The organism is Kribbella sp. NPDC026596, from assembly GCF_040638415.1.
Lineage (GTDB): Bacteria > Actinomycetota > Actinomycetes > Propionibacteriales > Kribbellaceae > Kribbella.
In genome coordinates this window covers 104,732-131,526 of record NZ_JBEZYF010000018.1, presented here as the reverse complement: position 1 = coordinate 131,526, position 26,795 = coordinate 104,732, and the positions used below count along the sequence as shown (strand labels likewise).

Here is a 26,795-nt window from a genome sequence, read left to right as displayed (position 1 = left end):
ACCAGTCAGGCGGCGGTCTCGGTGGTCGCCTCGCCGGGGCGGATGTTCTGGTTGAGGTGGAAGACGTTGGCCGGGTCGTACGCCGTCTTGAGCGCGGTCAGCCGGGCCAGCTTGGCCGGCGGGAACGCGCGGTTGATCGGGTCGCCGTTGAGCGTGTTGACGTAGGCGCCGCTCGCGTACACCTCGAGCGTCGCGGCGTACTCGCGCAGTTCGGCGATCCGCGTCTCGTCTTCTGCCGGGTCCTCCCAGCGGGTCGCGGTGACGAACTCGAACAGCGTGTCCCGGTGGCTGAAGGCCGCGTCGTCATCGGGTACGTCGGCGATCGCGCCGCCGTACGCCTGCAGGCTCGCGGAGACTCCCGGTGTGCGGAGCAGCGCGCGGATCGCGTCGTCGGGGAGCGCCTTGAAGTAGTGGCCCTTCCAGTACCGGCGGTACCGGTGTCCCTGCACGTTGTCGTCCCGCGTCTGCAGCGCCAGGTACGACGTCTCTTCCACGGACTCGTCGCTGACCGGACCCAGCGCCCGGAACGCCGGCAGCAGTGCATAGCCGCCCTCGCCGACCCACACGTAGCCGACGGTGATCGAGTCGGCATTGATGCTTGCGGTGAACGTCGCCTCCCGCGGCGCACTCGCGTTCAGTTCGCGCCACCCCCGCAGTACCTCGAACCCCGCCGACGCCGGGTAGGTGAACTCGACGCTCAGCGCCCGCGTCCCCACCTGGTGCAGCCGGAACTCGAACGACGTCACGATCCCGAAGTTCCCGCCCCCACCGCGCAGTCCCCAGAACAGCTCAGGGTTCTCGTCGGCACTCGCCCGTACAACCGAACCGTCCGCCGTCACCAGCTCGTACGACGCCACGTTGTCGCAGGCCAGACCGAACCGACGGGCCAGCCAGCCCATCCCGCCGCCGAGCGTGAGTCCGCCGACGCCGGTGTGCGAGACGTTGCCGGCGGTCGTCGCCAGACCGTACTCCTGCGCGGCCTTGTCCAGCTCGCCCAGCAGCGCACCGCCCTGAATCCAGGCCAGCTGCCGCTCAGGATCGACGCGGACCGCGTTCATCGGCGTCAGGTCGATCATCAGCCCACCCTCGGGTACGGCGAGACCGGCGATGTTGTGTCCACCGCAGCGAACCGCGATCTCGAGACCGGCGGACCGGGCGAACCGGACGGCCTCGACCACGTCCTCGGTGCTCTCGCACCGGGCGATCACGGCCGGGCGGCGGTCGATCATCGCGTTCCAAACGGTCCGGGCCTCGTCGTACCCGTGGTCACCGGGGCGCAGCAGCGTGGTCATCGGTCTCCCTCTTCTCTGATCGGCTTGTGCTCACAACCCTGACAGCGAAGCGGTACTCCGATAAGGTCCAGTTGCGTGAGCCGAATCAGGACCAGTTCGGGGGCCGGCGAGTTGCTGGTCGAGCTCCGGCGGGACACCGGCGTACCGCTGCACCAGCAGCTGGAGAGCGGAATCAGGACGCGGATCCGGGCCGGTCTGCTGCGCGCGGACACCGTGATGCCGTCGACCCGGGCGCTCGCGCAGGATCTCGGGCTGTCTCGCGGCGTCGTGGTCGAGGCCTATCAGCAGCTGGTCGCGGAGGGGTACCTGATCAGCCAGGGTGGCGGCTACACCCAGGTCGCCGATATCGCCGTGGTCGAGGCCGCGGCTGTTCGTTCGCCCGTGGCCGGTCCGCCGCGGATCGACTTCCGCTACAGTCGGCCGGACGTCTCGCAGTTCCCGCGTGCGGCCTGGCTCCGGTCGATCCGCCGGGTCCTGAACGAGACGCCGTACCGCAGCCTCGCGTACCTCGACGGCCGCGGCACCATCGAGCTCCGTACGGCGCTCGCCGACTACCTGAACCGGGTGCGCGGTACGGCGGCCCGCCCGGAGCACATGCTGATCTGCAACGGGTTCGCCCAGGGATCGCGGTTGCTCCTGCAAGTCCTGGCTGCCCAGGGCTATCGACGGCTCGCGGTCGAGGACCCGTCCGACAACGACCTGCGGGACGTCGCGGCGAAGGCCGGCCTCGAGACGGTCGGCGTACCGGTGCTCGAGTCGGGGATCGATGTCGGCGCGCTGGAGCGGTCCGGGGCGGACGTCGTACTGGTGACGGCGGCGCATCAGTTCCCGACCGGGGCGGTGGCGTCGGCCGAGACGCGAGCGGCCTTGGTGGCGTGGGCGGCGCGGGGTGACCGGCTGATCTTCGAAGACGACTACGACGCGGAGTATCGGTACGACCGGGAGCCGATCGGCGCGATGCAGGGGTTGGCGCCGGATCGCGTGGCCTACGCGGGTACGGCGAGCAAGACGCTGGCACCCGGGTTGCGATTGGGGTGGCTGATCCTGCCGGCCCGGTTGGTCGAGCCGATGGCGGACGCGAAGCTGATGGACGATCGTGGTTCGCCGGTGTTCGATCAGCTGGCCTTTGCGGACTTCGTTGCCCGGGGTGAGTTCGACCGGCATCTGCGCAGGATGCGGCCGCGGTATCGCTTGCTGCGGGACACGCTGGTGGACCGGCTGGCGGCGCGGTTGCCGGAGTTCAAGCCGGTCGGGGTGTCGGCCGGGTTGCACGTGATGGCGTTCCTGCCGCCGGATCTGGCCGAGGAACCACTCGAGGCGGCCGCGCGCGAACGCGGGCTCGGGGTTTACGGGCTGGCGCCGTACTGGGTGTCGGCGCCGGGGCCGGCGGGGCTCGTCTTCGGGTATGGCTCACTCACTCCGAAGGAAGTTGTCGAGGGCATCGACCTGCTCGCGGACACGATTGCGGGCCTTCGCAGTCTGTGAATAATTATCCATTCGATTGCAATTTGATCCGGGCGGTTCTAATCTTGGCCGAGTGATGACCGCTGCTCGGATCAACCATCTGATGAACCAAGGCTGGCCCGCCGCGCACAGCGCGGAACTGGATGGCTGGCTGGTGCGACGCAACTCCGGCGTCACCATGCGAGCGAACTCGGTGCTTCCCGCGCGTGCGCCGTTCGACCTCGGAAAAGCCTTGGATTATGTGGAAAGCCTGTATCTGGCACACAGCATCACGCCGTGCTTCCAGATCAGCCCGGCTGCTCAGCCGACCGACCTGGACGCTCACCTCGAGGCGCGTGGCTACCAGGTGCGAACGCCGACGCTGGTGCAGTGCGCGGAGATCTCCGAGGTCCTCGCCAACCTTCCCGCATCGACCACCGAAGTGAATATTTCCTCGGAGCCGTCCGATGCCTGGATGGACTTCTGGTGGAGTGGCGACGGCCATGGTGGTGGTCCCGTCGAGCAGGCGGCCGCCCGCCAGATCCTCGACGGTGGCCGAGCCCTGTATGCCCTCGTCCCTGACGTGAAGGCGATCGGGCGGCTCGCCCTGGTCGACGACACCGCCGGGTTGTACTGCCTTGCCGTCGACGAGCAGTTCCGCCGGCAGGGCCTCGCGCTCGCCGTCATCCGTGCTTTGTTGCAGGAGGCAATGACTGGCGGGGTGCGCTGGGTCTGGCTGTCCGTTGTCGAGGACAACGAGCCGGCCCGGGCCCTGTACGACCGCCTGGGCTTCCGGACCGTCTCGCAGTACCACTACCGCGTCAAAGCGTGACCTTCTCCAGGTGATCGAGGGCGACGAACTCGGCTCCCGCCTTCTCCACCGACGCGCGGACCGGCGCCAGATCGGTCCAGGGGACGCTCGGCTTGTCCAGCGGCTTGTCGAAGTCGTCCCAGTGGGTCGCGATGACCTTCTTGACCTTGATCGTCTGCAGCAACCGATCGGTGATGCCCGGTTCGCCACCTGGTGCCGCGAAGGCCACGTCGACCTGGAGTCCGCGCAGTGCGTTCGGGTCGAAGTTCGCCGTACTCAGACTGAGGATGCGCAGGCCGCCGATCGTGATCACGTAGGCGAGCGTGCCGCCCTCGACCAGGTCCTCGATCACCCGCGGGCGAGGCGGTACGGACTCCAGGCGGTAGCCCGGGTACGCGTACGTGTGCCGCTTGCCGCTGCACGAGTGGAGCGACGGGAACACCTCGACGGTGAAGCCCTCGAACGGCAGGTATTCACCGCCGCGCACGGGTGACAGCAGTTCGGCGGGCGTGCGCATCGCGCGCAGCAGGTTGACGTGCGTCTGGGTGCCGAGAACGGTCGCCTGCGTTTTCTGCGCGACGTACGGCACGTCGGCCATGTGGTCGTAGTGCCCGTGGTGGACGAGGATCGCGTCGGCCGTGGTGAGGTGGCGGTCGATCACGTCGGGCTTGATCACCAGCTTGGTCTTCGGGTCCGCGCCCTCGGGGGTGAACGTGCCGGTCTTGAACCGGGTGAGCCAGGGGTCGGTCAGTACGACGCTGTTGCCGGACCGGAGCTCCCACGCGTGGGTCCCGAACCAGGTGATCTCCACTGGCGTCCTTGGTGTGCCCTGGGTTGCTTGGGTGTCCGCCTGTGTTGCTGTTTGGGTGTCCGCCTGTGTTGCTGTTTGGGTGTCCGCCGTGGCTGCCTCCTCGCGGGTCGCTGCACCGATCACGCCGGCCGCTCCGACCGCGGCCGCCCCCGTCAGCACGCCTCTCCGACTCACCTTCACCCTGTCTCCTCTCGTCGTACCGGAGGCCACAGTCAAGGCGAGGCCGCTGCAGGGTGTCGAATATGCTCTTACGCATGCGCCGATTGTCTGGAGATATAACCCCAGGTCAGCTGGGTCATGCTGACTGAACGGCATCTGCAGATCTTCATCGCGCTCGCCGAGGAACAGCACTTCGGCGACGCGGCCCGTGTCGTCGGCATCACCCAGCCGCCGCTGTCGCAGGGCCTGCGCCGACTGGAGGCGCTCGTCGGCGCCAAGCTGTTCGAGCGCGGTCAGGGCCGGGTCGAGCTGACCTCGGCCGGCGCCGCCCTACTCCCATACGCGCGGCGCGCGCTGACCTCAATGGAGGAACTGCACCAGGCCGCGGTCGCCCGCGATCCGGAAGGCCCCGAGATCCGGCTCGGCCTCGCCCCGGAGGTCCCGCCCTCGGCCGGTGCCGCTGTGGCCGCGGCCAGTGGTGCGGTGATCCCGGGCAGCCGGGTGACGGTCGTGTCCGCGCCGACCAGTTCGCTCGTCGGCCAGGTGTCCGCGGGTCGGCTGACCCTGGCCGTCGTACAGCATCCCGCCGTACTGGACGGCCTCGAAGCGGGCGCGATCACGCTCCTGCCGACGTGGGCGCTGGTACCCACCTCGGCGATCCCAGACGATGGCGCCGATGTGAAGCTCCGCCAGTTGAGTGGTCTCCCGGTAGCCGTCCGCCCGCGAGCCGAGGCCCCCGCGGCGCGAGACCTCTTCCTGGACACACTGGCCCTACACCGCCCAGACGGCGGAACAGTCGTAGTCACCGACGAACGAGCCGGCTTGGCAATGGCCGCCGCAGGCCAGGTCATCGTAGTAACAGCCGATCCCGCCCTGTCCGCCCCCGGCGTAGGCCGCCACCGCCTGCTCGACGACCCACTGCCGCTCCGACTCCGACTCGCCTGGTCCCGAACCCGCACCCCCTTCCTCCGCCCAACAGACGCCATGACCCAACTAACCAACGCCCTGGCGACCCCATGACCGCCCGGATCCGCGCGGTCTTCGAGGACGCCGGCGTTCGCGGCTGGTTGCACGCGGTCGCCCTCGACGCACCGGACTCGACGATCGCGGTGGACGCGGATGACGTCGTACCGATGGCTTCGGTCTACAAACTGCCGCTGCTGGCCGGCTTCTGCCGACTCGTGGATTTGGGTGAGGTGGACCCCCGCGAGCGGCTCACGCTGGATCCGTCAACGCGCACAGCCGGCCCGACCGGACTGTCCCTCTTCGCCGATCCGGTCACATTGTCGCTGCGGGACCTGGCCGTATCGATGATGACGGTCTCCGACAACGCCTCGGCAGACGCACTCCTGCACGTAGTCGGATTGCCAAGGCTGGCCGAGCTCCTGAAGTCCTTCGGCCTACAACGAACCTGGGTACGCCGGGGGGCCGCCGGGCAACTGCGTCACCTCCAGCGCCAAACCGGCGTGGACAGTCCAGACGCAGCCCTCGCCGTACTCGCAGACAACGACCGCACCGATCCAGCCGGGGTCTACGACGCAGCCAACGCATCGGCGAGCACTACCCGCGACATGACGTCGCTCCTACGGCGGCTGTGGGCGGGCGACTTGCTCTCACCCGAACAAACCGCGTTCGTGCTGGCAACGATGCGGCGCCAGGTGTTCCTCCACCGCCTGGCGTCCGGCTTCCCCCACGACGCCGTCCGCATCGCCGGCAAAACCGGAACCTACGGAGCCCTCCGCCACGAGGTAGGCGTAGTAACCCTCCCCGATAACGCAGCCTTCGCCGTAGCCATCTTCACCCAAGCCGCCCGCGGCGACCTCCGCCAACCCCGAGTAGACAAAGCCATAGGCGAAGCCGCCCGCATAGCAGTAGACCTCCTCCGCTAGCCCCACCCCGCCGACCGCACCCACCCGCGCTCTCTGGCCTCGAATGCTGCTGGCGGTCGGAAGGTGATGTGGAGGAGTGGGATCAGGCGACTACTGCGTAGGCCTCGACCTCTAGGAGGGCGTTGGGGCTGAAGAGGGCTACCACCTGGACGGCGGTGCTGGCGGGTGGGTTGGTGGTGTCGACGTACTCGTCGCGGGCTGCGCGGATGGCGGGCAAGTAGGCGATGTCGGTGACGTAGAAGTTCAGCTTCACCACGTCGGCAAAGGTCGCGCCGGCGGCCTTCAGGCAGGCGTCCAGGTTCGCGAACACCTGCCGCGCCTGCGCCTCCGGATCACCGACGCCGACGAACTTCCCGTCCGCATCCAGCGCCACCTGACCGGCAATCGCCACCCACTGTCCCGGCCCGGTCACCACATGGCTGTAACCGTTGCCCGGGGCAACACTATCCGGCTGCGGAAACGAAAGCTTGCTCAAGAGTTCCTCCGAAGAGTTGTCGGTTCCTCCATCCTCCCAGGGCGTACCGACGGACGGGAGGTGGTCGGCCCGGCGCGGGACGTTCAGGCGGGAGACAAGGTCACCGGCCGGCGGTGGTGCCCACCACTACCCGTTCTTCGGTACGACGGCTACCGGTCAACGGGCTGTTCGGCGGCGGGTTGCGAGGGTGGCGATGGCGAGGAGGGAGGGGACTGCGATGGCGACCGGTAGCGCGCCTCCGGTGTCGAGGGTCTGGCGGCGGGCGACGGTGATTCGGACCGGTGGGCCGGCGACGAGTGGGCCGACAACCGATCGACCGGGGACGGCGGGGCCGGAGGTGGGGATCAGTACGACGTACACGGCGAAGTGGCCGGGGTTGACTGCTTGGAACTCCCAGTCCAGTTGGGTTTCCGGGCCGGCCGGGACCGGTTGGGTGACGTCTTGGGTCCAATCCTCCAGGTCGACGTACACCCCGTCGAGGCTGACCACGTTGAGGTGGGCGATGGCCGGGCCGGAGGTGCTGACGACCGACTCCACGGTCAGGGTCTGGCCGATCTGGGCGGTCAGTTGATCGTGGTTCATCGTGATCGTCGGGTCGGCGAGCAGGACGGTGGCGATCAGGCTCAGCAGGTCCATCGCGACCCCGCAGTCAGTCGGGCAAGGCGTGGGGTGGTGGTCGGGCTCGGGAGGTTCATCGTGAACCTGCGGTTAGTCGGACGAGTCGTGGGCCGGCCGCGAGTAGGGCGGTGACGACGAGCAGGGTGAGTACGAGTGGCGCGGCTAGGTAGGCGAGGTCTTGGGTCCAGTTGCGGTGGTTCACGAGGATTTGGGAGATGTAGTGCAGGGATGAGCCGATCGGGTTGATTCGGGTCAGAGCCTGGCCGAAGCCGGTCTTTGGGAGGGCGGGCAGTTGGGTGGGTGCGAAGAGGACGAGGAGGAGTAACAACCCGCAGGCCAGGCTGGTTTTGTTGGAGTTCGTCCAGGCGCTGAAGAGGAGGCCGAGGCCGCCGAGTCCGATCGCGACCAGGGTTCCCACGACAAGGGCGAGGAGCGCGGCTTGGCCGGCACCGGCTACGCCGCGTCCGAGCACCCACAGGTAGGGGAGCGTCACGATCAGGCAGGCCAGCCACATGGTCGAGGCGGCCGCGAGTTTGCCGACGATGATCGCGCGGCGCGACACGGGAGTGAGCAGCAGTCCCTCGAAGGTGCCGCGTTCGCGTTCGCCGCTGATCGCGTCTGCGCTGACCACGACCGTGAGCAATACGCCGACCGCCAGGCTGACCTGGACCGTGAGGTTGACCGCCTCGCGTTGCTCGAGGAAGTTCATCGCTTGGTTGGTCGCGGCGAGGTACGTCATCGCGCTGAGTAGAACGCTGAACCCGAACACCAGCACCGGTCCGCGTCCACCGATCCAAAGGTCCCGGCTCTCCTGCTCAGCGACCACAGTCCACCTATTCATGGCCGTGGTCCTCGGTGAGGTTGAGGAAGGCGGCGCTGAGGCTGCCTGCGCCCGCGATGACGTCGGCGAGCCGGCCGGATGCCCGGAGCTTGCCGTGGTCGAGGATGAGCACGGTGCCGCAGACTTGCTCGACCTCGGTCAGGGTGTGGGTCGACAGCACGACCGTTGCCCCGCGCTCCCCGGCGATGTCGGCGATCGTGGCCAAGATCTCCCGCTGGCCGGCCGGATCCAGGCCGAGGGTCGGCTCGTCCAGAAAGACGACTGTCGGATTGTTGACAAGCGCCCGGGCAATCCCGAGCCGCTGCTTCATCCCCCGGCTGTACGTCGAGATCCGTGCACCCGCCCGATCACCGAGACCGACCTCGGTGAGCAACCGCCCGGCAACCGCGGCTGCGTCCCGGCGGCTCTGGCCGAACAACCGCGCCGCGTAGCGGAGGTACTCGGCGCCCGTCTGCCGTCCGGGATACCCCGCGCTCTCGGGCAGTACACCGATGCGTGGCCTGATCCGGTCCGGTTGGTCGCCGGGTACGCCGGCCACGGTGAACGTTCCGGCGGTCGGTTCGAGGATGGTCGTGAGCAGGCGGATGGTGGTCGTCTTCCCGGCGCCGTTAGGCCCGAGCAACCCGATCACCTCGCCCGGCTCCGCGGCGAATGTGAGCCCGTCGAGCGCGTTGCGAGCGCCGTACCGCTTGCTCAGGCCGATCGCCTCGATGCTCGCCATGGCCCGACGGTAGGTCCGGAGTGCTGAATCCTTGCTGAACGGTGCATTCAGCGGGGATTCAGCGACAATGAGAAAGGATCGCCTGGAGGTGGGTGATGCGGGCACTGGTGGTGGAGGACGAGCCGCGGTTGGCCACGGGCCTGCGGAACGGCCTGGAGGCCGAGGGGTACGCCGTCGATGTCGCGCTGACCGGGACGGATGGGCTCTGGTTCGCCCGCGAGCACGGGTACGACGTCGTCCTGCTGGACCTGATGCTGCCGGAGCTCGACGGGTTCGAGATCTGCGCGACGCTGCGGGCCGAACGGGTGTGGACCCCGATTTTGATGCTCACGGCAAGGAACGCCGACACCGACCAGGTCCGCGCGCTCGACACCGGCGCGGACGACTACCTGACCAAGCCGTTCTCGTACGCCGTCCTGATCGCAAGACTGCGAGCCTTGGTACGACGAGGAGCCGCCGAGCGACCGTCCGTCCTTGAGGCCGGCAAGCTGCGGATGGATCCCGCGGCCCGGAAAGCCTGGCTCGGTGAGGCCGAGCTGGTACTGACGGCACGCGAGCTGTCGTTGCTGGAGTTCCTGATCCGGCGGCGTGACCAGGTGGTGTCGAAGCGGACCATCCTCGACCACGTCTGGGACTACGACTTCGACGGTGACCCGAACATCGTCGAGGTCTATATCCGTCGTCTCCGCATCAAGCTGGGCGCCGGGTGCATCACCACGGTTCGCGGTGCCGGCTACCGATTGTCCGAGGTGTGAGCCGTGCGTGTGCGGGTGACTCTGGCGGCGGTACTGGTGGTAGGTCTTGCGCTGGTCGCCGGTGCCTTGGTGCTGGTTGCGCTGCTCGGGGCGGTGCTCACCGACCAGGTGTGTCAGGACACGCGAGAGCGAGCGGTCCAGCTGGCGTCGAGCGCCACCACCGAGCGGCCGTCCTCGACGAGCACCGAGCTGATCCAGTGGACGGATCGCCCCGGTGATGGCCAGCGGTTGGCCTCGCCAACAACTGACTGTGTCGCGGTCGAACCGCCGGGTCACGGCGAGGATTTCGCCTTCGCCGCGGCCAAGCTGGAGTCGGGCGGCGAGGTGATCGTGGGCCGGCCGCTGGTGGACGTGCTGGACTCGACCCGGTTCGTGCAGCGGGTGCTGGTGGTCGGCGTACCGCTGATGATGCTGATCGTCGGCGGGGTGACCTGGGTGGTGACCGGCCGCGTGCTGGCGCCGGTGACCGCGATCCGGCGGGAAGCCGACGAGATCACCGCGTCCGAGCTGCACCGCCGGGTTCCGGCCACCCGCAAGGACGAGATCGGCCGGCTCGGCACCACGATGAACCGGATGCTCGACCGCCTGCAACGGTCGCAGGAATCCCAGCAGCGATTCGTCTCCGACGCCTCGCACGAGCTCCGCTCGCCGATCGCGGCGATCCGTCAGCACGCCGAGGTGGCCCAGGCACATCCGGACCGTACGACCGTCGACGAGCTGGCCACGACCGTCCGCGCGGAGGGCCTGCGGATGGAGCATCTGGTGGACGATCTCTTGTTGCTGGCGCGTTCCGACGAGAAGCACGCCGACTCGCCGGGTATGCCGGTCGACCTCGACGACCTGCTCTTCGCCGAAGCCGGTCGGTTGCGCTCGGCAACAAATCTGACCATCGGCACAGCCGGGGTGTCCGCCGGTCAGGTCCGTGGTGACGAGGCCGCACTGGCCCGGATGATCCACAACCTCGCCGACAACGCCGCCCGGCATGCCCGGACCGAGATCACCTTCGGCCTCACCGAATCCGGCGGCGCCGTCGTACTCACGGTCTCCGACGACGGTCCCGGAATCCCGCCGGACGATCAGACCCGCGTGTTCGACCGGTTCGTCCGGCTCGACCCCGCCCGCACCCGCGACACCCGCGACACCGGCGGCGCCGGCCTCGGCCTAGCGATCGTTGCCGAGGTCATCGAACGCCACCACGGCACCATCCGCATCACCGACGGCTCCACCTTTGAAGCCCGTTTCCCAAGCGCCGCTAAGTACGCAACGCCGAGCTGAAGAAGTGCTCGACGATCTCCTGCATCTGTCCGTCGAAACGGTGAGGGCCGGGGAGAAAGGTGCCTTGGTACGTGCCCGGGCCGGAGTTGAAGTAATCAGTGAGTTGGCGGTCGGCGTCGCGCATGCCTTGTGGGCTGAAGAGTTCGTCGTCCTCGGCGTAGACGACGAGCTGGTGGTGGGCGGCGCGGCCGGCGGTCAGGGCCGGGTGGTCGAGGTGCCGGGCCAGGCCGGGTGTGGTGGCGAGCCACGAGTGCGCATCGAGGTACGCCGGAACGAGCGAGTCGAAGGTGTACATCATGCAGACCACCGCGGACGCCGCGATCGCCGGATCGAGCGCGGTCAGCACTGCAGCCCGGCCACCGCCTCCGGAGAATCCGAAGACGCCGACCCGGTCGACGCCCGCGTGCGAACGCAACACGCTCAGCGCGACGAGATCGTCGTACGCGACCATCCCGGCGAACGACGTACCGAGCAGGCCGGCCGCCTTCGCGATCGTGTGTTCGTGATGACCGGCGGCGACGTCGTACCAGTTCTCGTCGACCGGTACGTCCTTCATCACCTCGCGCAGCCGCCACGGCATCGGGTCGAAGTCGAAGCGACGGGATCCCCAGGCGAACGTGTCGTGGCAGAGGACCGTGGAGCCGGCGCGGGCGAGTTCGTTCGCGACCGCGCGGTCGCCGTAGTGCGCCGTACGTTGCCGGAGAGCTCGTGCGCTGGGGCTTGGGGTAGCGACGAGGCGCTCGGCGCCGATCGACTTCACGCCGGCGTGACAATGCAGGCCAAGCAGCCCCGGACCCGGGGGAGCGTCGGCCGGTCGCACCAGCCAGGCACGCGTCGGTGGACCGAAAGGATGACTCCACTCGAGCTCGGATCCTTGGACTCCATCGGCGTTCCATTCCATGATGGTCCGCACGGTCGGCAGCCCGCCCGGCGTCGGTACGCCGAGGAGCCCGGCGACCCGGGTGGTCAGTTCGTCCCCCGTCAGTGCCGGGGTGTCACGGACGAACTCCGGCCAGTCGTCGTACCCGCCCAGTGCGCTCGGTCGCATGGCCCACCGCTCCGATCAGAGTTGAGAAACCGGTTTCCATCGCGAGAAGATACCGCAATGGGCCGGACACCGAAGGACTCGATCACGATCGCCGACGTCGCGCGGGCGGCAGAGGTATCGCGGGCCACCGTGTCACGGGTGATGAACGGGGCCGCCACCGTCGCGCCCGAGATCGCCGAGCGGGTCCGAGCCGCCGCCGACCTGCTGAATTACCGCCCCAGCGATCTCGCCCGCAGCCTGTCCCTCGGCCGGACGAACATGGTCGCGCTGATGGTCCCGGATCTCGGCAACCCGCTGTTCCAGCAGATCCTGCGCGGGATCACGAACGCCTCCGCCACGGCCGGCTACCGCGTGCTCGTCGCGGAGACCGTCGAGGATCCGAGCGCCGAGGCAACCATCGCGGTGGAGGCGCGGCGTCGGTGCGACGCACTGATCATGGTGTCGCCGCGGCTGCCGGAGGACAGCCTGCTCGAGCTGCTGCCGCAGGTCCAGCCGGTGATCCTGGTCAACCGACAGGGTCCGCCGGAGGTCCCGTCGGTGGTGGTCGACTACGGGCGCGCCGTACGGATCGTCGTGGATCACCTGGTCGGCCTGGGTCATCGGCGGCTGGCGTTCCTGTCCGGGCCGCCGGCGAGCGCGTCCAATGTGGCCCGGTTGCGATCGCTCGAGGTAGCCGAGAGGGAGATCCCCGGCCTGGAGCTGGTCCGGCTCGACTGCGGTTGGTCGATCGAGGACGGGTACGCCGCAGTCGAGCGAGTACTCGAATCACAGGTGACGGCCGTGGTCGCGTTCAACGACCTGGTCGCCTTCGGCTTGCTGGCACGGCTCAACGAGGTCGGCGTCGCCGTACCCGCTGATTTGTCGGTGACCGGGATGGACGACATCGGGTTGTCGCGGTTCGCCGTACCGTCGCTGACGACTGTGCGGGTGCCGCAAAAGGATTTGGGGGAGCTGGCGTGGCAACGGTTGCACGCTGCGATCGCGGGCACGGATGTCGAGGCGGACGACGTACCCGAGTTGCGGCTGGCGGTGCGGGCGAGCACCGGGCCCGTGCCGCAGGCACCCAGGCTGCAAGCGTCGGCTGGGCGGGTCGGGTGGCAGCGACTGGGGGACACGTTCGAGCTCGGCAGTGACGCCGGGATGCTCGCGCGGTACGAGTTCGGGCGGCGGATGCCGAGTGTGCACTCGCCGCGGCCGTACCTGCATCCCGTACGGACGCTGGGCGGGCAGCCGCTGACGGAGGTCAGCCCGGTCGACCATCGGCATCACTACGGCGTCTCGTTCGCGGTGGCCGGGGTCAACGGCACGTCCCACTGGGGCGGCCGGACCTTCGTCCAGGGCCAAGGCCCGACCCTGCTCAGGAACCACGGCCAGCAACGCAGTCGCGGTACCACCGTCGACGACGGCCTGACCGACGACATCACCTGGTACGACGAACAAGGCCGACCGCAACTGATCGAACGCCGGCAGCTCCGTGGCGCGCTTGCCGAAGACGGCTGGCGGCTCGAGTGGCACAGTGTTCTCACCGCGCGCTACGGCCCGATCCGCATCGACAGCGCGGCCACCACGGGCCGCCCGAACGCCGGGTACGGCGGGATCTTCTGGCGACTCCCGTCCGCGGACACCACGACCGTGCTCAGCTCAGCAGGAGAAGGCGAGGAGGTTGCCTACGGGTCGCTGAGTCCGTGGCTCGCCTTCGTCCAGCATCGCGGGGATGCCGTGACGACCCTGCTCCTTGTGCAGCCGGGCGACGTACGGCCGTGGTTCCTGCGATCCAGCAGGTACGTCGGTGCTGGGCCGGCGCTGGCGTGGGACCGCCCGCTGAACCTTCAGCCGAACCAGGATCTGACTCTGTCCCTCACAGCACTGCTGCTGGACCGCCCGCTGGATCTGGCCGAGGCCGCTGCCTTGTCTAGAACGTCGGTAGGCCAGTCGTAGGCGAGGACGCGTGGGCCGACTGCCAGCGGCGGGGGACGCGGCCGGCAAGGCGGGCGGCTCGGCCGGCGGAGACGGCGTCGCGCATGGCGGCGGCCATCAGGGCCGGCTTCTCGGCCCGCGTGACCGGGGTCGCGAGCATGACCGCGGCACAGCCGAGCTCCATGGCCAGCGCCGCGTCGCTCGCCGTACCGATGCCCGCGTCGACGATCACCGGCACGTTCGCGGCCTCGGCGATCAGCGCGATGTTGTGCGGATTGCGGATGCCGAGCGCGGAACCGATTGGTGCCGCCAACGGCATCACCGCCGCGCAGCCCGCCTGCTCCAGGCGGCGGGCGAGGATCGGATCGTCGTTGGTGTAGGGCAGCACGGTGAACCCGTCAGCCACCAAGGCGTCCACGGCGTCGAGCAGCTCGATCGGATCGGGCAGCAGCAGATAGTCATCGGCGACGACCTCGACCTTGATCAGGTCGGTCCCCAGCGCCTCGCGCGCGAGCTTCGCGGTCAGCACGGCTTCGGCGGCAGTGTGGCAGCCGGCCGTGTTCGGCAGGACGTCGATGCTGTGCTTCTTGAGGACGTCGAGCACCGAGCCTTCATGGCCGGTGCCGAGCCGGCGCATCGCGACCGTGGTCAATTGGGTGCCAGAGGCAACCAACGCCTCCTCCATCACTTCCAGGTTGGCCGAACCGCCGGTTCCCATGATGAGGCGCGAGCTGTACGTGCGCCCGCCGAGCTCCAGTGGATCATCCATGTCAGCCTCCCTGCACCGCGCTGACGATCTCGACCCGATCGCCGGGCTTCAGGGCGGTCTGCGCCCACTCGGCCTTCGTCAGCACGTTCTGATTGAGCGCGACCGCGATCCCGGTCGTGCGGTCGGAGTACTCGTCGACCAGCTCGGCGACGGACTTCCCCGGTGCGACGTCCGTCGCCGTACCGTTGACCCACACAGGCTCCTGCATCGCTTCCTCCCTACGCCGGAATTACCCGATTCAGGTTCAGCGGTCGGCGACGGTTCGGTCGCCCTCTCAGCCCGCTCCTGCGAGCTCCCGCGGCGGTTTCGACTCTAGCTCACGTCTTCCGGCGACGCTAACGCGCTCCACGGACGCCGGAAACGGCTACCGTGAGTACAGGGAAAGGTGAGCAGTGATGGGGAAGGTCGATCGGGCTCACGGGGGTACGAGGCTTGGCGTGCTGATCGCAGTCGCAGTGGCGCTTCTGGCTGTGCTGGCGGTGGCTGTTGTCGCGCTGAACGGATCCGACCCGGGCGACTCCGGTCCGCCGGTCGGCACTCCGACGACGTCCCAGCCGGCGGCGACGTCGGCTCCCACCGGGCCGCCCAGTGGGACGCCCACGTCACGGCCGACCGGTCCGCCGACGAGTCGTGAACCTACCTCGCGCGAGCGGTACGAGCAGGCCGCGAAGCGGGAGCTCGAGGAAGGCCTGGTCGCCTACAACCCGCCGGCTCAGGCGCGGGTGCAGGACGACTTCGAGGTCACCGTGCGGGTCCAGCGCGGCACCGCGACCGTGTCTCCGTCGTTGCGAACACTGCCCGGCACGGCTCCGGTCACCATCGAGCCCCTTCCTGTCGGGACCTACATGCGGGCGGAGCTCCGGGGTTCGGGGCTCGACGTCCAGCCGCTCAGCGACAAGCTCCAGCTCATCGACGGGGTGACCGAGTGGGCCTGGCGGGTGACACCGCAGGCCGATGGTGTGCAGACTCTCCGGCTGACTCTGGTGGTGGAGCTGAACGACCTGCCGCTCAGCAGCCGTACGTTCGCGCGGGTGATCGAGGTCGACGTCGAGAAGCAGCCGGCGTGGTACCAGCGGGCGTGGGGGTTGCTCGACGTCGCCGGCGTGGCGACGGCGCTCGTGATCGCCGCGATCCTGGGATCCGCCAAGCTGGCACGCATGTGGTGGGTACGCCGGAAGGCGGAGGAGGACGCGGCCGACATCGGCACGGCGTATGAGGCTCCGGACGCGCCTGCCCCGACGGTGAGCGCCGACGGGAAGCCGACGGCCGCCGCCAACGGGAACAAGCCGAATCCGTGAGTACCAGCGGCTATCGTGACGGGGTGGGGACTGGGAAGCGGGTCGACATCTCGGATGTCGCCGCTCGGGCGGGGGTCAGCCCGACGACGGTCTCGCACGTGATTTCGGGGCGGCGACCGGTGTCGGAGGCGACGCAGGCGCGGGTGCGGGCCGTGATGAACGAGCTCGGCTGGGAGCCGCACCAGGTCGCCCGGAGCCTGCGGATGCGCCGGACCCACACGATCGCGCTGATCGTCCCGGACATCACCAACCCGTTCTATCCTGCGGTCGCGCGCGGTCTGCTCGACGTGGTCAGCGAGCCCGGGTACCAGGTGCTGATCGGCAACACCGAGGGGGAGTCCGCGGCCGAGCGCGCCGCGGTGACGCAGATGGTGACCAGAAGCGTCGACGCGATCGTCTTCGCCGGCTACTACAGCAAGGCGAGCGACGTCGAGGCCGCCGTCGCGGCGGGGATCCCGGTGGCGTTGATGGGCGGCCGAAGGGCCGAGCCCGGGATCGATGTCCTGTCGTCGGACGACCTGGCCGCGGGGGAGATCGCGACCCGCTACCTGATAGGTCGCGGCTACCGCCGGATCGGGTTCATCACCGGGCCGTCCGGTTACGGCCCGCCGGCTGATCGGGTCAAGGGGTATCGGCACGCGTTGTCGGAAGCTGGCATCCGGTTCAGCCGCGAGCTCGTCGTCCGTGGCGAGTTCTCGCGGGCCGGCGGACTGCAGGGGCTGCATGCATTGCTGCAGTTGACGAAGCCGCCGCGCGCTGTGTTGTGCACGAACGACGTGGTCGCGATCGGCGCGCTCGATGCTGCCCGGGAGCGCGCCCTGCGGGTTCCGGACGACATCGCGGTGATGGGCTTCGATGACATCGAGGCCGCCGCGATGATCTCGCCGTCGCTGACGACGGTCTCCGGCGATCCGCGGGAACAGGGTCGCGCGGTCGGACAGGTGTTGCTCGACCGACTGGAGGACGGCGCCTCCAGCCGGCCGCAACACATTCTGTTCTCGCCTTCCGTCGTACCGCGGGATTCCGCCTAGGGTGCGGTGACCGACGTGACGGTCGAGCCGGCGATGTACGTCGGCCAGACGCCGACCGTCACCGTGACCTGGCCGCTCGCGTTCGGGGTCAACGTGTTGGACAACCCGTACTGGCTGGTGACCGTGATCGGACCGGTCGCGTTCACTGTCACGGTCGTGTTGGCGCCGCTCGCTGCCCAGATCGCCCGGAACGGTGTGCCGTCGTTCGCGGCGAATACCTGGTCGATCAGCCCGTTGCCCGGGAACTCCTTGCCCAGGAACGTCGCGCCTCGGAGTTGCCGGGCGGCTGTGGCATAGGCGACGTACGACGGTTTGGGCGTGTAGGCACCGAGGGCGTCGGCCGGGTTGTGCACGAGGCCGAAGTTGTTCTCCTGCGCGGCTGGGTCGATGCCGTCGTTCATGAAGTCGTAGACGTAGTAACGGTCGACGCCGTGGCCTTGGATGCCGAGTTGGGCACGGGCTTGGTACATCGCCTGTGTCGGCTCGTCGACAGAGGCTGTGGCCGTCCCGGTGAACCAGCCGCTCTCGGTGATCCAAATCGGTTTGTCCACGCCGCCGTTGTACTGCCGGATCGTTGCTCGAACCTGGTCGATCGCGGCGCCGAGGCTTTCGGGTGCGTGCAGGAAGTTGTACGGGTGGATGGAAACCACGTCGAGGTACTTCAGTCCGCCCAGCTGGCAGAACGTCTGGAACCAGGCCTGCTGGGTCACGTCGGTGTCACCGCCGCCGACGATGGTGAGATCCGGGTGGGTGGCTTTCAGTTTCGTATAAGTTGCCTTGAGCAACGCCAGGTAGCTGTCGGGGGTCTTGTTCGCCGGGCCGGCGGCGTTGACGTCCCACTCGTTCCAGACCGCCAGGTTGTGGACCTGCGGGTACTGGTTGGCGAGCGCGTTGGCGTAGTTGGCGAACGCGGTCCGGCCGGCGTCGGTGTACGGCGCGTTGAAGAGCTGATCGGGGCAGTCGTAGAGACAGTTGCCGTAGTCGGCGACGAGCAGTGGGTCGATGCCGTTGGTTTGATAGGCCTGCAGGTAGTTGGTGACCTTTGCGGGGAACGCGTACGTGCCGGGTGTCGTCTCGGCGCTCGACCAGTACGCCTCGTCTCGGCCACCGCGTGCTCCGGACTGCGCGAGTACGGGCACCAGGTCCGTGCTCCACGATCCGCCGAAGTGGGTGCCTGCGCCGATCATCGATCCGGACGTGGTCGCCGTGACCGTGTCGATGTTGACGGTGGCCGTCGTACCGCCGCCGATGATCAGGCTGTGATCGAGGGTCAGCATGATGGCCTTCGCCGGGCCGTGCCAAATGCCGTCGTCGGCGCCGCCGAAGTGGAGATAGCCGGTGCCGCCGTCGAAGCGGGTGACGGTGAGCTGCTGCCAGGCGCTCGATCCGGACAGCGTCAGCCGCTGCTGGTGGACCTGACCGGTGGAGTCTGTCAGTCGTAGTCCGATTGCCGACAATCCTGTTGTCTTCACCCAAAGGCTCAGGGCGTTCAGGTTGACGGGCGTGAAGGTCCGCTGGATCGCGACGTAGTTGCCGCCGCCAGAGAAGTTCGCGGCGACCTTGGCCGATTGGGCGCCGGCCTGTGGGCTGACGGTGTCGAGCGCGAGACTGCCGGTGGCGCCGGGGAATTCGCTGCCTGGGTAGAAGGTCCAGCCCTCCGCCGCGCTCTCGTAGTCGCCGAGCGGAGTGGTCGGCTTCGTCGCCGGCGCATTGACGGTGAAGTCGTCGAGGTTGACGCTGCCGCTCGTCGCGCCCGGTATGGCGCCCTTGTCGAGGATCACCTCGACCGCCTTCGCCGGACCATGCCAGACGCCGTCGTTGACCCCGCCGAAGTGCGAGTACTGTTTCCCGCCGTCGAAGCGGGTCACCGTCAACGGTTGCCAATCAGTTGCCCCCGACAACGTCAGCCGTTGCTGGTGGACCTGGCCGGTGGAGTCGGTCAGGCGGAACGTGAGGAACGACAGGTTCGCAGTCTTGGCCCAGAAGCTCACGCTGGTCGCGTTGACGGATGGCAGCGGCCGATTGACGCTGACGTACGCGCCGCCTGCGCTGAAGTTGCCGGTCAGCTTCCCTGAGCCGGTGCCGCTGTGGTTGTCGGTGGTGTCGAGCGCGAAACCGCCGGTCGCACCGGGGAATTCGCTGCCTGGGTAGAAGGTCCAGCCTTCGGTGGCGGCCTCGAAGTCGCCGACCCGGGACGTGCTGAGGCCGGCGACTGCCGACGTACTGACTGGGCTGAGGATGGCGAACGTGGTCTGAGCCGTGGTCGTGCCGGCTTGGACCGTCAGCTTGTACCAGCCGCGGGTGGTGACGGTGACCTGCAGAGTGGTCGCGGCGGCTTGGCTGCCGCTGGCGACCACGGTGCCGTTGACGTCGGCGGCCGACCAGGTAACCGAGGCCGCGTCGGTGTTCAGGCCGAACTTCACCGCCTGACCGTCGGTGAAGACGTTGCCGCGGGTGATGGGGGTGAGCGTCAGGACCGCGGCCTGCGCGGGGGTGATGGTTCCGAGGCAGAGGAGGAGAACTCCTAGGGCGATCGCGAGGGTGCGTCTCATGGCGGGCTCCCATGCACTTGTTTCAGGCATGCAAATCGATTTGTATCGGAACTATCACCTCACGCCCGGAGGGTGTCAACAGCTCAGTCGGGGTCGGATCCGGTGAGCAGGGCGGCCAGTTCGGTCGGCTTGTAGAGCACCTGCTTGCCGGTGCGTTGCGGTTCGACCAGTCCGGTACGACGAAGTAGTTGCAGGTGCTGACTCACGGCCGACGGCGTCACCTTCAGCTCGGCGGCCAGGTCGGTCGTGGTCCGGGGATGCGTGAGCAGGGCGAGGATGTGGGCGCGCGGCGTACCGATCAACTGGGCCAGATCCCTTTGTGACGGCGGTTCCACGACGGACCACAGGTGCGCCTGCCCGCGCGGCGGATAACCCAGCAGCGGCTCCGCGCCGATGTCGAACGGGATCACCGCATGCGGCCCGAACAACGTCGGCTGCAGCACCAGCCCACGCCCGTCGACCTGCTCCGTCCGGCTCGGATCACTCACCCGATCGACCTTCAGCAACCCGTCGTCGTACGTGATCGCCGGCCCGAGTCCGTTCAGCATCGCCCCGGTCCCGTGCTGCGTCAGCACATGCCCGCGATAACTGATGTCAGCCGAGAGAATCGTCCGCATCCGATCCCAGTACGGCGCCATCACCGCCTCCCAGTACTCACGGAGCGCATCGACAACCCTGGTCACACCATCCGCACCGGCCAACTCGTCGGGAAGCTCCTTGTTAACCGCTGCGAACTGCCGCTCGAACGTCCCCCGATCCACCCCTGCGATGATCTCGAGCTCATCAGCGATCTGCGTCAACGGCGAGGTGGGCCGCGGTGTCAGAAAGTCCGGACTCCCCATCGTGTCGTTCACCAACCACCGCAACACCGACCAATCGAGGTCGTCCACCTGCGGCTGCACCGCCCGCACCCACGCCAACTGCAACGGAAACCGCCCAGGATCCCGCAACGCCCGCAACGACAAAACCATCTCCGCCACCGGCGAAACCGCAAACCGAACCCCCTCCAGATCCCGCGAGTCCAGCTCGTAAGTCAGCACACCTCAACCCTCCGCCAATGAAGCCAGATCCTAAATCGTCCCTCTCCCTCGCGGTCGCTAGGCTGCCTCAGGTGACGGGAGCTGAAACCGCCCTGGCCGTCGCCAGGGCCGATTGACATGCCGGAAGAGTCGCCCGCGGACATGGCGGATGAGTCGCCCGCTGTCATAGCAGCAAGAGTCGCCCGCTGACACGGCGCAAGAGTCGCCCGCCGTCTGGTGCATCGTGGCCAACGTCGCCGCCGAACGCCCGTACGGACCTGGCGGCGCCGAAACCCGCCACGGTCTGAAGATCTTCTCCGCCGGCACGAAGCTCTACGTCCCCGACGGCTTCGGCGGGATGGGCTGGGAAACCGTCGAGGTAGTCGGCCGAGGCCGCGGATCCGCCCGCTACGTGGCAGTAGCAGTCCAGACTCACCAACTCACCAACTGGCGAGTCAAAGCCGTCCACAGCCCAGCCGCCCTACGCCAAATACAACGAATCCGAGCCAACCGCCCCGGCTTCTGGCTCCACCCCGCCACCTACAACGACCTAACCACCCAGGCCTACCACGACGCCCTCCTCGAGATAGCCACCGAACTGTCGGAGCGTTCAGAGGTCTGAACGGCCCGCAGTTCTTTGAGGAGCGCGACGTCTCGGCTATGCGTCGGGGTCTCAACCAGCAGCGGAACTCCGCGCAGCGCGGGCACCGAGACCAGCGCCTCGGCTCCGGCCAAACCGATCGCGCCGAGCCCGATCGATTCATGCCGGTCGCGGCGAGAACCCACCGGATCGCGGCTGTCGTTGACATGGATCAGTCCGATCCGGTCCGCGCCGAGAGCCGCGGACACCTTGTCGACCGCCCGCGCGATCGCGAGCGCGTCGGTCATGTCCTCGCCGGCAGCATGAAGGTGGCAGGTATCCAGGCACAGTCCGATGCGAGCGTCGTTCAGAGCGAGCATGTACTCGATACTGGTATCGATAGTCGACGCGCCAGCCTCACCGGCACCGGCGGTGGGCTCGATCAGCAATCGCGCCTGAGCGCGGTCAACAATCGGTACGACGAGATCACGCAAGCCGCCCAACACCTTTGCGCGACGCCCCTTGGCCACCAACGCCCCGGCATGTACGACCACCGCAGTGGCCCCGATCGCCTCCGCCCGCTTCATCGTGACCTCGAGAGCGGCCAGCGATCGACTCAGCACCAGCTCCGACGGTGAGCAGAGGTTGATCAAATGAGGCGCGTGCACCACGACGGGGATCCCCCGATCCGCGCAGGCCGCCCGAAACGCATCATCCCCGGCCGGATCAGCCGCCCGCGGCGCCCAACTCCGTGCATTCCCCGCAAACACCTGAATGATCTCAGCCCCAACCGCGATCGCCTCGCCCAACCCGCTCTTCACCAGGCCACCAGCCACCGCGACATGCGACCCGATGAGCGTCATCCCTGTCCTCCACCGTCGATTATTGACTTCAGGGTACAGAATTCGTAGCGTGACGAGCATGGCCCGGCCGATGAAGTTCGATGCGGACAAAGTCGTCGACAAAGCGGTAACAGTCTTCTGGCGGCAAGGCTTCGCCGCGACCACCCCACAGAACCTGGTCGACGAGCTCGGCATCGGCAAAGGCAGCCTCTACAACACCTTCAAAAGCAAGCACCACCTGTTCGCCCTCGCGATGCGCCGCTACAGCGCCCAACGCGCAGCCGAGCTCGCCGACGGCCTCGAAGGCCCGGGACCAGTACTCCCCAGGCTCCGAGACGCAATGCAAACACTCGCGGGCGTAGGCGAGCACCAACTCGGCTGCCTAATCGTCAACTCGGTCGCCGAACTAGGCAACTCCGACCAAGCCGTCGCCGAGGTAGCCAAGGACCTCTTCGCCCAAACGGAAGAAGCCTTCCGCTCCGCCATCGAACGCGCCCAAACCACCGGCGAGATCACCTCCCGCCGCACCCCCACCGACCTGGCAAGCGCCTTACTAGCAGTGGTAATCGGCGCCAACGTCTTGGCGAAGGCCGGCAGCGATCCTGAACATTTGAGCCGGATCCTTGACGGCGCCGTCCAAGACGCCTGACTCGACGCCGAGGCCCGCGGTCCGGCATGCCCGGCTTCAGTCCGTCTGGTCGCACTGGTGACAGTCCGGGTCATCCGCTGGATCTTCCACACCAGCGAGGCTCGCGCAGAGTTGCTCGACGCAACCGTTGCACCCTTCTACGCGTGCACTTCGTTGGCTTTCCTTGCCGTGCGGCTCATCTCCTACACCGTCGGCCACACCTTCTTGCCGGACGACATGGCGCTCACACTCAGCGCCGTACGGGGACTGGCAGGTCGTCGGTCTCGTGGGCTGCCGGTGGACCCGGAGCGGTGCGTCCGGGTCCACCGACAGCCGATCAGGTCACTGGCTGAGCTTGGTCAGCCGGGTGAACCAGTTGCCCAGGCTCGTGCGGGTGCCGCCGCAGCTGCCGAAGTTGGCGAGCGTCGGCGACGGGAAGTACTCCGCCAGCGTGCACGTTTGGCCGATGTACTCCGAGGCGAGCCAGATCGACGTACCGTCGGTCACCGCGGCCCCATAGTCGCCCCAGCGCGTCCGCGGCGGATCACCGACGAACGCCTTGTACGACGTGAAGCCGTCCGCCGGCCCGAGCCCCGTCGCGGCGAGGTGGATCGGCCCCACCGACCCGCTCTCCGTGATCCGAACGTAGCCGGCACTCGGGAAGAACGTCTCGCCCATCACGGTGAACGCGATCGCGCCCTGGCCGCTCGGGGTGAAGGCGATGGCCGGCATGGTGAGGTTGTTGTTCGCCAGAGCGATGTAGCCCTGCTTCTTCACCGTGCCCTCGATCTTGCCGGCGCCGTTGATCTTCGGGCTGACCGCGAACCAGGCGATGCCCGCCTTGAGCTCACCGTTGACCCGGACCGCGGTCCCGGAGGAGCCCCAGAGCGTCCCGTTGACGTACCAGGTCTGCTGCATCCGGGAGTCCAGCGAGTCCGGCGTGGACTCGACCTCGTCGTGCGCCGGTTCGTCCGCCGGGAGGAAGAAGACCTGCCAGCAGCCCGGGCCGAATGGGGTCGGCATCGTTGTGTCGTTGACGCACTCACCGAGCGGGATGTCACCGACCTTCTGGTCCGACTTCGGCGGGAACACGTAGGTCTGGCTGTTCGTCAGCCTGCTGGTGATTCCGAGGTTTGGCGCGGCTGTGTTCAGCGACGCGGTGTTGGTGATCGCCCAGATCCCCAGCCGCCGTGCGGTCCCGGTCGGATTGCCGGTCTCGCTGCCGTCACCGGCGATCGTGCTCAGCGCGTACTCCGTGCCGTTGCGCTCGCTGGAGTACTCGCCCGCCGGGGAGTTGGCCGGCCAGACGGTGAAGCCCGGTGAGCCGTCGACGGAGGTGTTCTCGATCAGGGTCACGTTGACGCTGGCCGGGTGAGTGGCGAGCTGCGCCTTCGAGAACGCGAAGATCTGCGCGGCGTTGAAGTTCGGCCCGAACAGGTCGTACTCGTTGGTCGAGATGTAGACGCCGTTGGCGTCCTGGCCGATATGCGGGTAGTCCTGGAAGCAGGGGCCGTGCTCGACGCCGTCGGTGGTGCAACCGTGGTCCGGCGTACCGTCGGTCCCGTCGTTCTGCGCCGGGACGTGGTAGATCGTCCACACGCCGCGTGGGTCGCCGGTGTTCGAGACGGCGACGTCGATCGTGTTCTTGCCGGTGAAATCACCGTTCGGCTCGCTGCCCAAGGTGGTGAGGGCGACCATGAACCGTTGGTGGTCCGGGTCGTACAGGCAGATCGGGTCGATCACCTGCGGCCCGATCACGCCGGTCGCGCGGTTGATCGCTGCCGGGTAGCCGAAGAACGTGTTGAGGTCCTGGACGCCGGTCAGTGCGGCGCCGTTCGCGGCGCTCCGCACCCGGATCACGCTGTTGACCGCTTCGACGGTGAAGCCGTTGCCGACGCACAGCGCCTGGTCCGGTGGCTCGAGCGAGAACTGGTTCCCGCCGTTGGCCAGCCGCTGGTCGCGGTGGGTCAGGCCGTTCACGCTCGCCAGAAGGTCTGGATTGGAGCCGGTCACCGCACTGGACGGGACGACCGGCGCGTCGAGCGGCTTCTTCGGGAACTTGCCGTTCTTGAACCCCGGGCGCGGCCTGGTGAACTCACCGGCCTCGCCGCCTTCTTCCTCTTCCCGGCCGCCGGGCCGCAGTTCGGGCTGCTGGAGTCCGTCCACTCCCAGGGGACGGGTCTGGATGCTCGTGGTGCCGCCGCTGGGAATCGCACGGGTGCCCCCGTCCGCTGTCGCGGCCGACGAGGCCGCCGGCGCTGCCATACCCGTCGCCGCGATGAGTAGTGTCGATGTCGCCAGACCAATGACGCGGTAGCGCGTGGTCTGAAGCCTGAACCTCATGGGTTCCCTCCCTGCTGGCGGTCGCTTGCCACTGCAGTGACGAGCGAGCACCAAGGCATGCAGGGTCTCGCAATGCTCGACAGACTCCCCCCGAGGCGCCCGCTCGCCAGAGCTTCACCAGCCATTGGAGCCCCGTCTCACAACCAAGCGCAAGAACTCGGGACCCCTTTCGAACAACTCCCGACAATCAACAACAGCCGTCGTCAGCCAGCCGACTTCTTCCGACGACGTCGTGGCCACCAAGCCGCCAGGAGGTCCGCCCTTCCCGCGAAGCGCACCGTCAATCCATCACTCCGAGGACCAGCCGAAGGTCCGCAGCGTCTCCCGCCTGCGCCTCGGCCCCGAACTTGCCGATCGCCGTCCCAAGCAGCTCAACTTCAACGTCAATGCCTGCGGCGAGCTCTGATCTGCTGGGCCTGGCCCAATCTCCGACGCGCTACTGCAGGTCGATCCCCTGCCACCGACCTGACCGTGGAGGCCACGCCACTTCCTGACGGTAGGCCCCGTGGTGTTGTGGCTCAACACATCCCGGACGGGTGTCTCAGGACATAGCGGACTGGTGTCTCAAGACATCGGAGACAGGTTTGTTGATGCTCGGGCATGTCGAAGGCCCGGGTGGTGATCACCGCGATCACGGTGGAGAAGCGGTCGGTGGCGCAGGTGGTCGCCGAGTACGGCGTGGCGCGGTCGTGGGTGTACGAGCTGCTGGCCCGCTACCGGGCCGAGGGCGAGGCGGCGTTCGAGCCGCGCAGCCGGCGGCCGAAGACCTCGCCACGCGCCACCCCGCCGGCCACGGTGGAGCGGGTACTGGCGCTGCGCAAACAGCTGGCCGAGGCCGGCCTGGACGCCGGCGCGAACACCATCGGCTGGCACCTACTGCACCACCACGCCACGACGCTGTCGCGGGCCACGATTCACCGGATCCTGACCCGGGCCGGTGCCGTCGTCCCCGACCCCGGGAAGCGGCCGCGATCGTCGTACCTGCGGTTCGCCGCGGAGTTGCCGAACGAGTGCTGGCAGTCCCAGAACCGCACGAGCGATCTGCTCGGCGCGCGTCACCCGCGGCAGCGCTGAAGGCCCGAACACAGCCGTTCAACACGTTGTGGGGGCTGTGGTGGCCAGCGCGCGCCCGCGCCAGTCGACCATTTCCATAAACTATGAATATAAAAGTGTTATGCTTCGAGCATGAGTCGTCAAGGCACCGCTCCTGGCGCGTCCGCCACCATCGGGGCAGCCCTCTACGGCCTGGCCACCAGGGCCGCGAGACGCCTGCCCCGGGACATGAGCCTGACGTCCGCCGCCACCCTGGCCACCCTGGACCGGACCGGCCCGCGGCGCATCACCGATCTGGCCACGGTCGAGGGCGTCACCCAGCCCGCGATGACCGCCCTGGTCCGGGTGATGGAGGAGTCCGGCCTGGTCGAGCGGTGGGGCGACGCGTCCGACAAGCGGGTCACGCTGGTGTGCCTGACCGAGGCCGGCGCCTCCTATGTCCGGACGCGGCGCCAGGCGGGCGTCCACGCGTTCGAGCGGTTGATCGGCGAGCTCACCGGCGACGAGGTCGAGGCGCTGGTGGCGGCCCTTCCGGCGCTGAAGCATCTGGCAGAGCTCGAAAGCCAGGACCGCGAAGGGCCGAAGCATTGACCGGGCAGCCGGTTGGCGGGGTGAAGGCGTTCCC

General features: G+C 68.2%; 26 protein-coding genes and 1 riboswitch. Of the genes, 13 read left to right on the top strand and 13 right to left on the bottom strand.

Features of this window, described 5'->3' with window-relative positions:
• Nucleotides 1–5 precede the first annotated feature (5 nt).
• The gene (locus tag AB0E63_RS17725) at nucleotides 6–1,292 is read right to left on the bottom strand and encodes an FAD-binding oxidoreductase (RefSeq protein WP_360366644.1); all 1,287 of its coding nucleotides are present in this window, start codon (nucleotides 1,290–1,292) and stop codon (nucleotides 6–8) included.
• A gap of 75 nt (nucleotides 1,293–1,367) precedes the next feature.
• On the opposite strand from AB0E63_RS17725, the gene AB0E63_RS17720 reads away from it, so the two are divergent.
• On the top strand, nucleotides 1,368–2,777 hold the full coding sequence (locus AB0E63_RS17720) for a PLP-dependent aminotransferase family protein (RefSeq protein ID WP_360366642.1): 1,410 nt from the start codon (nucleotides 1,368–1,370) through the stop codon (nucleotides 2,775–2,777).
• A gap of 55 nt (nucleotides 2,778–2,832) precedes the next feature.
• Nucleotides 2,833–3,567 carry a GNAT family N-acetyltransferase gene (locus tag AB0E63_RS17715; RefSeq protein ID WP_360366641.1) on the top strand — a complete coding sequence of 245 codons (735 nt, stop codon included), beginning with the start codon at nucleotides 2,833–2,835 and terminating at the stop codon, nucleotides 3,565–3,567.
• On the opposite strand, the gene AB0E63_RS17710 is transcribed toward AB0E63_RS17715, so the two are convergent.
• A complete protein-coding gene (locus AB0E63_RS17710) occupies nucleotides 3,557–4,537 on the bottom strand; it encodes an MBL fold metallo-hydrolase (protein ID WP_360366639.1) in 981 nt (326 codons plus the stop codon). The genes AB0E63_RS17715 and AB0E63_RS17710 overlap by 11 nt on opposite strands.
• A gap of 117 nt (nucleotides 4,538–4,654) precedes the next feature.
• Between AB0E63_RS17710 and AB0E63_RS17705 the strand changes: the two genes are divergently transcribed.
• Together AB0E63_RS17705 and AB0E63_RS17700 are read left to right on the top strand one after the other, a co-directional pair.
• On the top strand, nucleotides 4,655–5,536 hold the full coding sequence (locus tag AB0E63_RS17705; RefSeq protein ID WP_360366637.1) for a LysR family transcriptional regulator: 882 nt from the start codon (nucleotides 4,655–4,657) through the stop codon (nucleotides 5,534–5,536).
• A complete protein-coding gene (locus AB0E63_RS17700) occupies nucleotides 5,533–6,405 on the top strand; it encodes a serine hydrolase (RefSeq protein ID WP_360366635.1) in 873 nt (290 codons plus the stop codon). Before AB0E63_RS17705 ends, AB0E63_RS17700 begins: the two co-directional genes overlap by 4 nt.
• A gap of 82 nt (nucleotides 6,406–6,487) precedes the next feature.
• Here the strand turns inward: AB0E63_RS17700 and AB0E63_RS17695 are convergent, their stop codons facing one another.
• The 4 genes from AB0E63_RS17695 to AB0E63_RS17680 all read right to left on the bottom strand — a co-directional run bounded on the left by AB0E63_RS17695 (nucleotide 6,488) and on the right by AB0E63_RS17680 (nucleotide 9,060).
• Entirely contained in the window at nucleotides 6,488–6,880 is a 393-nt protein-coding gene (locus tag AB0E63_RS17695; RefSeq protein ID WP_360366633.1) for a RidA family protein, read from the bottom strand.
• Between the two features lie 156 nt (nucleotides 6,881–7,036).
• Nucleotides 7,037–7,516 carry a hypothetical protein gene (locus AB0E63_RS17690; protein WP_360366631.1) on the bottom strand — a complete coding sequence of 160 codons (480 nt, stop codon included), beginning with the start codon at nucleotides 7,514–7,516 and terminating at the stop codon, nucleotides 7,037–7,039.
• A 55-nt stretch (nucleotides 7,517–7,571) separates the two neighbouring features.
• A complete protein-coding gene (locus tag AB0E63_RS17685; RefSeq protein ID WP_360366629.1) occupies nucleotides 7,572–8,339 on the bottom strand; it encodes an ABC transporter permease subunit in 768 nt (255 codons plus the stop codon).
• A complete protein-coding gene (locus AB0E63_RS17680; RefSeq protein WP_360366627.1) occupies nucleotides 8,332–9,060 on the bottom strand; it encodes an ABC transporter ATP-binding protein in 729 nt (242 codons plus the stop codon). The genes AB0E63_RS17685 and AB0E63_RS17680 overlap by 8 nt, the downstream gene beginning before the upstream one ends.
• A 95-nt stretch (nucleotides 9,061–9,155) precedes the next feature.
• On the opposite strand from AB0E63_RS17680, the gene AB0E63_RS17675 reads away from it, so the two are divergent.
• Both AB0E63_RS17675 and AB0E63_RS17670 read left to right on the top strand, forming a co-directional pair.
• Nucleotides 9,156–9,815 (top strand): response regulator transcription factor, encoded by a 660-nt coding sequence (locus tag AB0E63_RS17675; RefSeq protein ID WP_360366625.1) that lies wholly within the window; start codon nucleotides 9,156–9,158, stop codon nucleotides 9,813–9,815.
• A gap of 3 nt (nucleotides 9,816–9,818) precedes the next feature.
• Nucleotides 9,819–11,090 (top strand): HAMP domain-containing sensor histidine kinase, encoded by a 1,272-nt coding sequence (locus AB0E63_RS17670; protein WP_360366623.1) that lies wholly within the window; start codon nucleotides 9,819–9,821, stop codon nucleotides 11,088–11,090.
• On the opposite strand, the gene AB0E63_RS17665 is transcribed toward AB0E63_RS17670, so the two are convergent.
• Nucleotides 11,068–12,138 carry a hypothetical protein gene (locus tag AB0E63_RS17665; RefSeq protein WP_360366621.1) on the bottom strand — a complete coding sequence of 357 codons (1,071 nt, stop codon included), beginning with the start codon at nucleotides 12,136–12,138 and terminating at the stop codon, nucleotides 11,068–11,070. The genes AB0E63_RS17670 and AB0E63_RS17665 overlap by 23 nt on opposite strands.
• A gap of 57 nt (nucleotides 12,139–12,195) precedes the next feature.
• Here AB0E63_RS17665 and AB0E63_RS17660 point away from each other — a divergent pair, with 57 nt between their 5' ends.
• On the top strand, nucleotides 12,196–14,076 hold the full coding sequence (locus AB0E63_RS17660) for a DUF6807 family protein (protein WP_360366619.1): 1,881 nt from the start codon (nucleotides 12,196–12,198) through the stop codon (nucleotides 14,074–14,076).
• Here the strand turns inward: AB0E63_RS17660 and AB0E63_RS17655 are convergent.
• Nucleotides 14,051–14,824: a thiazole synthase gene (locus AB0E63_RS17655; RefSeq protein WP_360366617.1), complete on the bottom strand. Its 774-nt coding sequence runs from the start codon at nucleotides 14,822–14,824 to the stop codon at nucleotides 14,051–14,053. The genes AB0E63_RS17660 and AB0E63_RS17655 overlap by 26 nt on opposite strands.
• 1 nt (nucleotide 14,825) lies before the next feature.
• Nucleotides 14,826–15,032, bottom strand: a complete 207-nt coding sequence (thiS, locus tag AB0E63_RS17650) for a sulfur carrier protein ThiS (RefSeq protein WP_360366616.1) — start codon at nucleotides 15,030–15,032, stop codon at nucleotides 14,826–14,828.
• Nucleotides 15,023–15,133: riboswitch (TPP riboswitch) on the bottom strand. (Overlaps the previous gene by 10 nt.)
• 86 nt (nucleotides 15,134–15,219) lie before the next feature.
• Between thiS and AB0E63_RS17645 the strand changes: the two genes are divergently transcribed.
• Both AB0E63_RS17645 and AB0E63_RS17640 read left to right on the top strand, forming a co-directional pair.
• Nucleotides 15,220–16,122: a hypothetical protein gene (locus AB0E63_RS17645; RefSeq protein WP_360366614.1), complete on the top strand. Its 903-nt coding sequence runs from the start codon at nucleotides 15,220–15,222 to the stop codon at nucleotides 16,120–16,122.
• 23 nt (nucleotides 16,123–16,145) lie between these two features.
• Nucleotides 16,146–17,153 (top strand): LacI family DNA-binding transcriptional regulator, encoded by a 1,008-nt coding sequence (locus tag AB0E63_RS17640; protein ID WP_360366613.1) that lies wholly within the window; start codon nucleotides 16,146–16,148, stop codon nucleotides 17,151–17,153.
• Here the strand turns inward: AB0E63_RS17640 and AB0E63_RS17635 are convergent.
• Nucleotides 17,150–19,705: a glycosyl hydrolase gene (locus AB0E63_RS17635; RefSeq protein WP_360366611.1), complete on the bottom strand. Its 2,556-nt coding sequence runs from the start codon at nucleotides 19,703–19,705 to the stop codon at nucleotides 17,150–17,152. The two genes, AB0E63_RS17640 and AB0E63_RS17635, sit on opposite strands and share 4 nt — an antisense overlap.
• Nucleotides 19,706–19,788: 83 nt before the next feature.
• The gene (locus AB0E63_RS17630; RefSeq protein ID WP_360366609.1) at nucleotides 19,789–20,745 is read right to left on the bottom strand and encodes a DUF5937 family protein; all 957 of its coding nucleotides are present in this window, start codon (nucleotides 20,743–20,745) and stop codon (nucleotides 19,789–19,791) included.
• A 223-nt stretch (nucleotides 20,746–20,968) separates the two neighbouring features.
• Here AB0E63_RS17630 and AB0E63_RS17625 point away from each other — a divergent pair, with 223 nt between their 5' ends.
• A complete protein-coding gene (locus AB0E63_RS17625; protein ID WP_360366607.1) occupies nucleotides 20,969–21,346 on the top strand; it encodes a hypothetical protein in 378 nt (125 codons plus the stop codon).
• Here the strand turns inward: AB0E63_RS17625 and AB0E63_RS17620 are convergent.
• Nucleotides 21,289–22,269, bottom strand: coding sequence for a deoxyribonuclease IV (locus AB0E63_RS17620; RefSeq protein WP_360366605.1), 981 nt, complete (start codon nucleotides 22,267–22,269; stop codon nucleotides 21,289–21,291). The two genes, AB0E63_RS17625 and AB0E63_RS17620, sit on opposite strands and share 58 nt — an antisense overlap.
• On the opposite strand from AB0E63_RS17620, the gene AB0E63_RS17615 reads away from it, so the two are divergent.
• A complete protein-coding gene (locus tag AB0E63_RS17615) occupies nucleotides 22,226–22,795 on the top strand; it encodes a TetR/AcrR family transcriptional regulator (RefSeq protein ID WP_360366603.1) in 570 nt (189 codons plus the stop codon). The genes AB0E63_RS17620 and AB0E63_RS17615 overlap by 44 nt on opposite strands.
• A 321-nt stretch (nucleotides 22,796–23,116) precedes the next feature.
• Here AB0E63_RS17615 and AB0E63_RS17610 read toward each other — a convergent pair whose 3' ends face one another.
• Nucleotides 23,117–25,117, bottom strand: a complete 2,001-nt coding sequence (locus tag AB0E63_RS17610; RefSeq protein WP_360366601.1) for a hypothetical protein — start codon at nucleotides 25,115–25,117, stop codon at nucleotides 23,117–23,119.
• A 600-nt stretch (nucleotides 25,118–25,717) separates the two neighbouring features.
• On the opposite strand from AB0E63_RS17610, the gene AB0E63_RS17605 reads away from it, so the two are divergent.
• Both AB0E63_RS17605 and AB0E63_RS17600 read left to right on the top strand, forming a co-directional pair.
• On the top strand, nucleotides 25,718–26,191 hold the full coding sequence (locus AB0E63_RS17605) for a leucine zipper domain-containing protein (protein ID WP_360366599.1): 474 nt from the start codon (nucleotides 25,718–25,720) through the stop codon (nucleotides 26,189–26,191).
• 111 nt (nucleotides 26,192–26,302) lie between these two features.
• Complete coding sequence (locus tag AB0E63_RS17600; protein WP_360366597.1) at nucleotides 26,303–26,761, top strand: MarR family transcriptional regulator; 459 nt, start codon at nucleotides 26,303–26,305, stop codon at nucleotides 26,759–26,761.
• The last annotated feature ends 34 nt before the right edge of the window (nucleotides 26,762–26,795 follow it).

Bases quoted from the DNA above. Each gene is read 5' to 3' on its own strand.
- AB0E63_RS17725 (WP_360366644.1), bottom strand. From the start codon at position 1,292: ATGACCACGCTGCTGCGCCCCGGTGACCACGGGTACGACGAGGCCCGG.
- AB0E63_RS17715 (WP_360366641.1), top strand. From the start codon at position 2,833: ATGACCGCTGCTCGGATCAACCATCTGATGAACCAAGGCTGGCCCGCC.
- AB0E63_RS17705 (WP_360366637.1), top strand. From the start codon at position 4,655: ATGCTGACTGAACGGCATCTGCAGATCTTCATCGCGCTCGCCGAGGAA.
- AB0E63_RS17700 (WP_360366635.1), top strand. From the start codon at position 5,533: ATGACCGCCCGGATCCGCGCGGTCTTCGAGGACGCCGGCGTTCGCGGC.
- AB0E63_RS17690 (WP_360366631.1), bottom strand. From the start codon at position 7,516: ATGGACCTGCTGAGCCTGATCGCCACCGTCCTGCTCGCCGACCCGACG.
- AB0E63_RS17685 (WP_360366629.1), bottom strand. From the start codon at position 8,339: ATGAATAGGTGGACTGTGGTCGCTGAGCAGGAGAGCCGGGACCTTTGG.
- AB0E63_RS17680 (WP_360366627.1), bottom strand. From the start codon at position 9,060: ATGGCGAGCATCGAGGCGATCGGCCTGAGCAAGCGGTACGGCGCTCGC.
- AB0E63_RS17675 (WP_360366625.1), top strand. From the start codon at position 9,156: ATGCGGGCACTGGTGGTGGAGGACGAGCCGCGGTTGGCCACGGGCCTG.
- AB0E63_RS17665 (WP_360366621.1), bottom strand. From the start codon at position 12,138: ATGCGACCGAGCGCACTGGGCGGGTACGACGACTGGCCGGAGTTCGTC.
- AB0E63_RS17660 (WP_360366619.1), top strand. From the start codon at position 12,196: ATGGGCCGGACACCGAAGGACTCGATCACGATCGCCGACGTCGCGCGG.
- AB0E63_RS17655 (WP_360366617.1), bottom strand. From the start codon at position 14,824: ATGGATGATCCACTGGAGCTCGGCGGGCGCACGTACAGCTCGCGCCTC.
- thiS (WP_360366616.1), bottom strand. From the start codon at position 15,032: ATGCAGGAGCCTGTGTGGGTCAACGGTACGGCGACGGACGTCGCACCG.
- AB0E63_RS17645 (WP_360366614.1), top strand. From the start codon at position 15,220: ATGGGGAAGGTCGATCGGGCTCACGGGGGTACGAGGCTTGGCGTGCTG.
- AB0E63_RS17635 (WP_360366611.1), bottom strand. From the start codon at position 19,705: ATGAGACGCACCCTCGCGATCGCCCTAGGAGTTCTCCTCCTCTGCCTC.
- AB0E63_RS17615 (WP_360366603.1), top strand. From the start codon at position 22,226: ATGGCCCGGCCGATGAAGTTCGATGCGGACAAAGTCGTCGACAAAGCG.
- AB0E63_RS17610 (WP_360366601.1), bottom strand. From the start codon at position 25,117: ATGAGGTTCAGGCTTCAGACCACGCGCTACCGCGTCATTGGTCTGGCG.
- AB0E63_RS17605 (WP_360366599.1), top strand. From the start codon at position 25,718: ATGTCGAAGGCCCGGGTGGTGATCACCGCGATCACGGTGGAGAAGCGG.
- AB0E63_RS17600 (WP_360366597.1), top strand. From the start codon at position 26,303: ATGAGTCGTCAAGGCACCGCTCCTGGCGCGTCCGCCACCATCGGGGCA.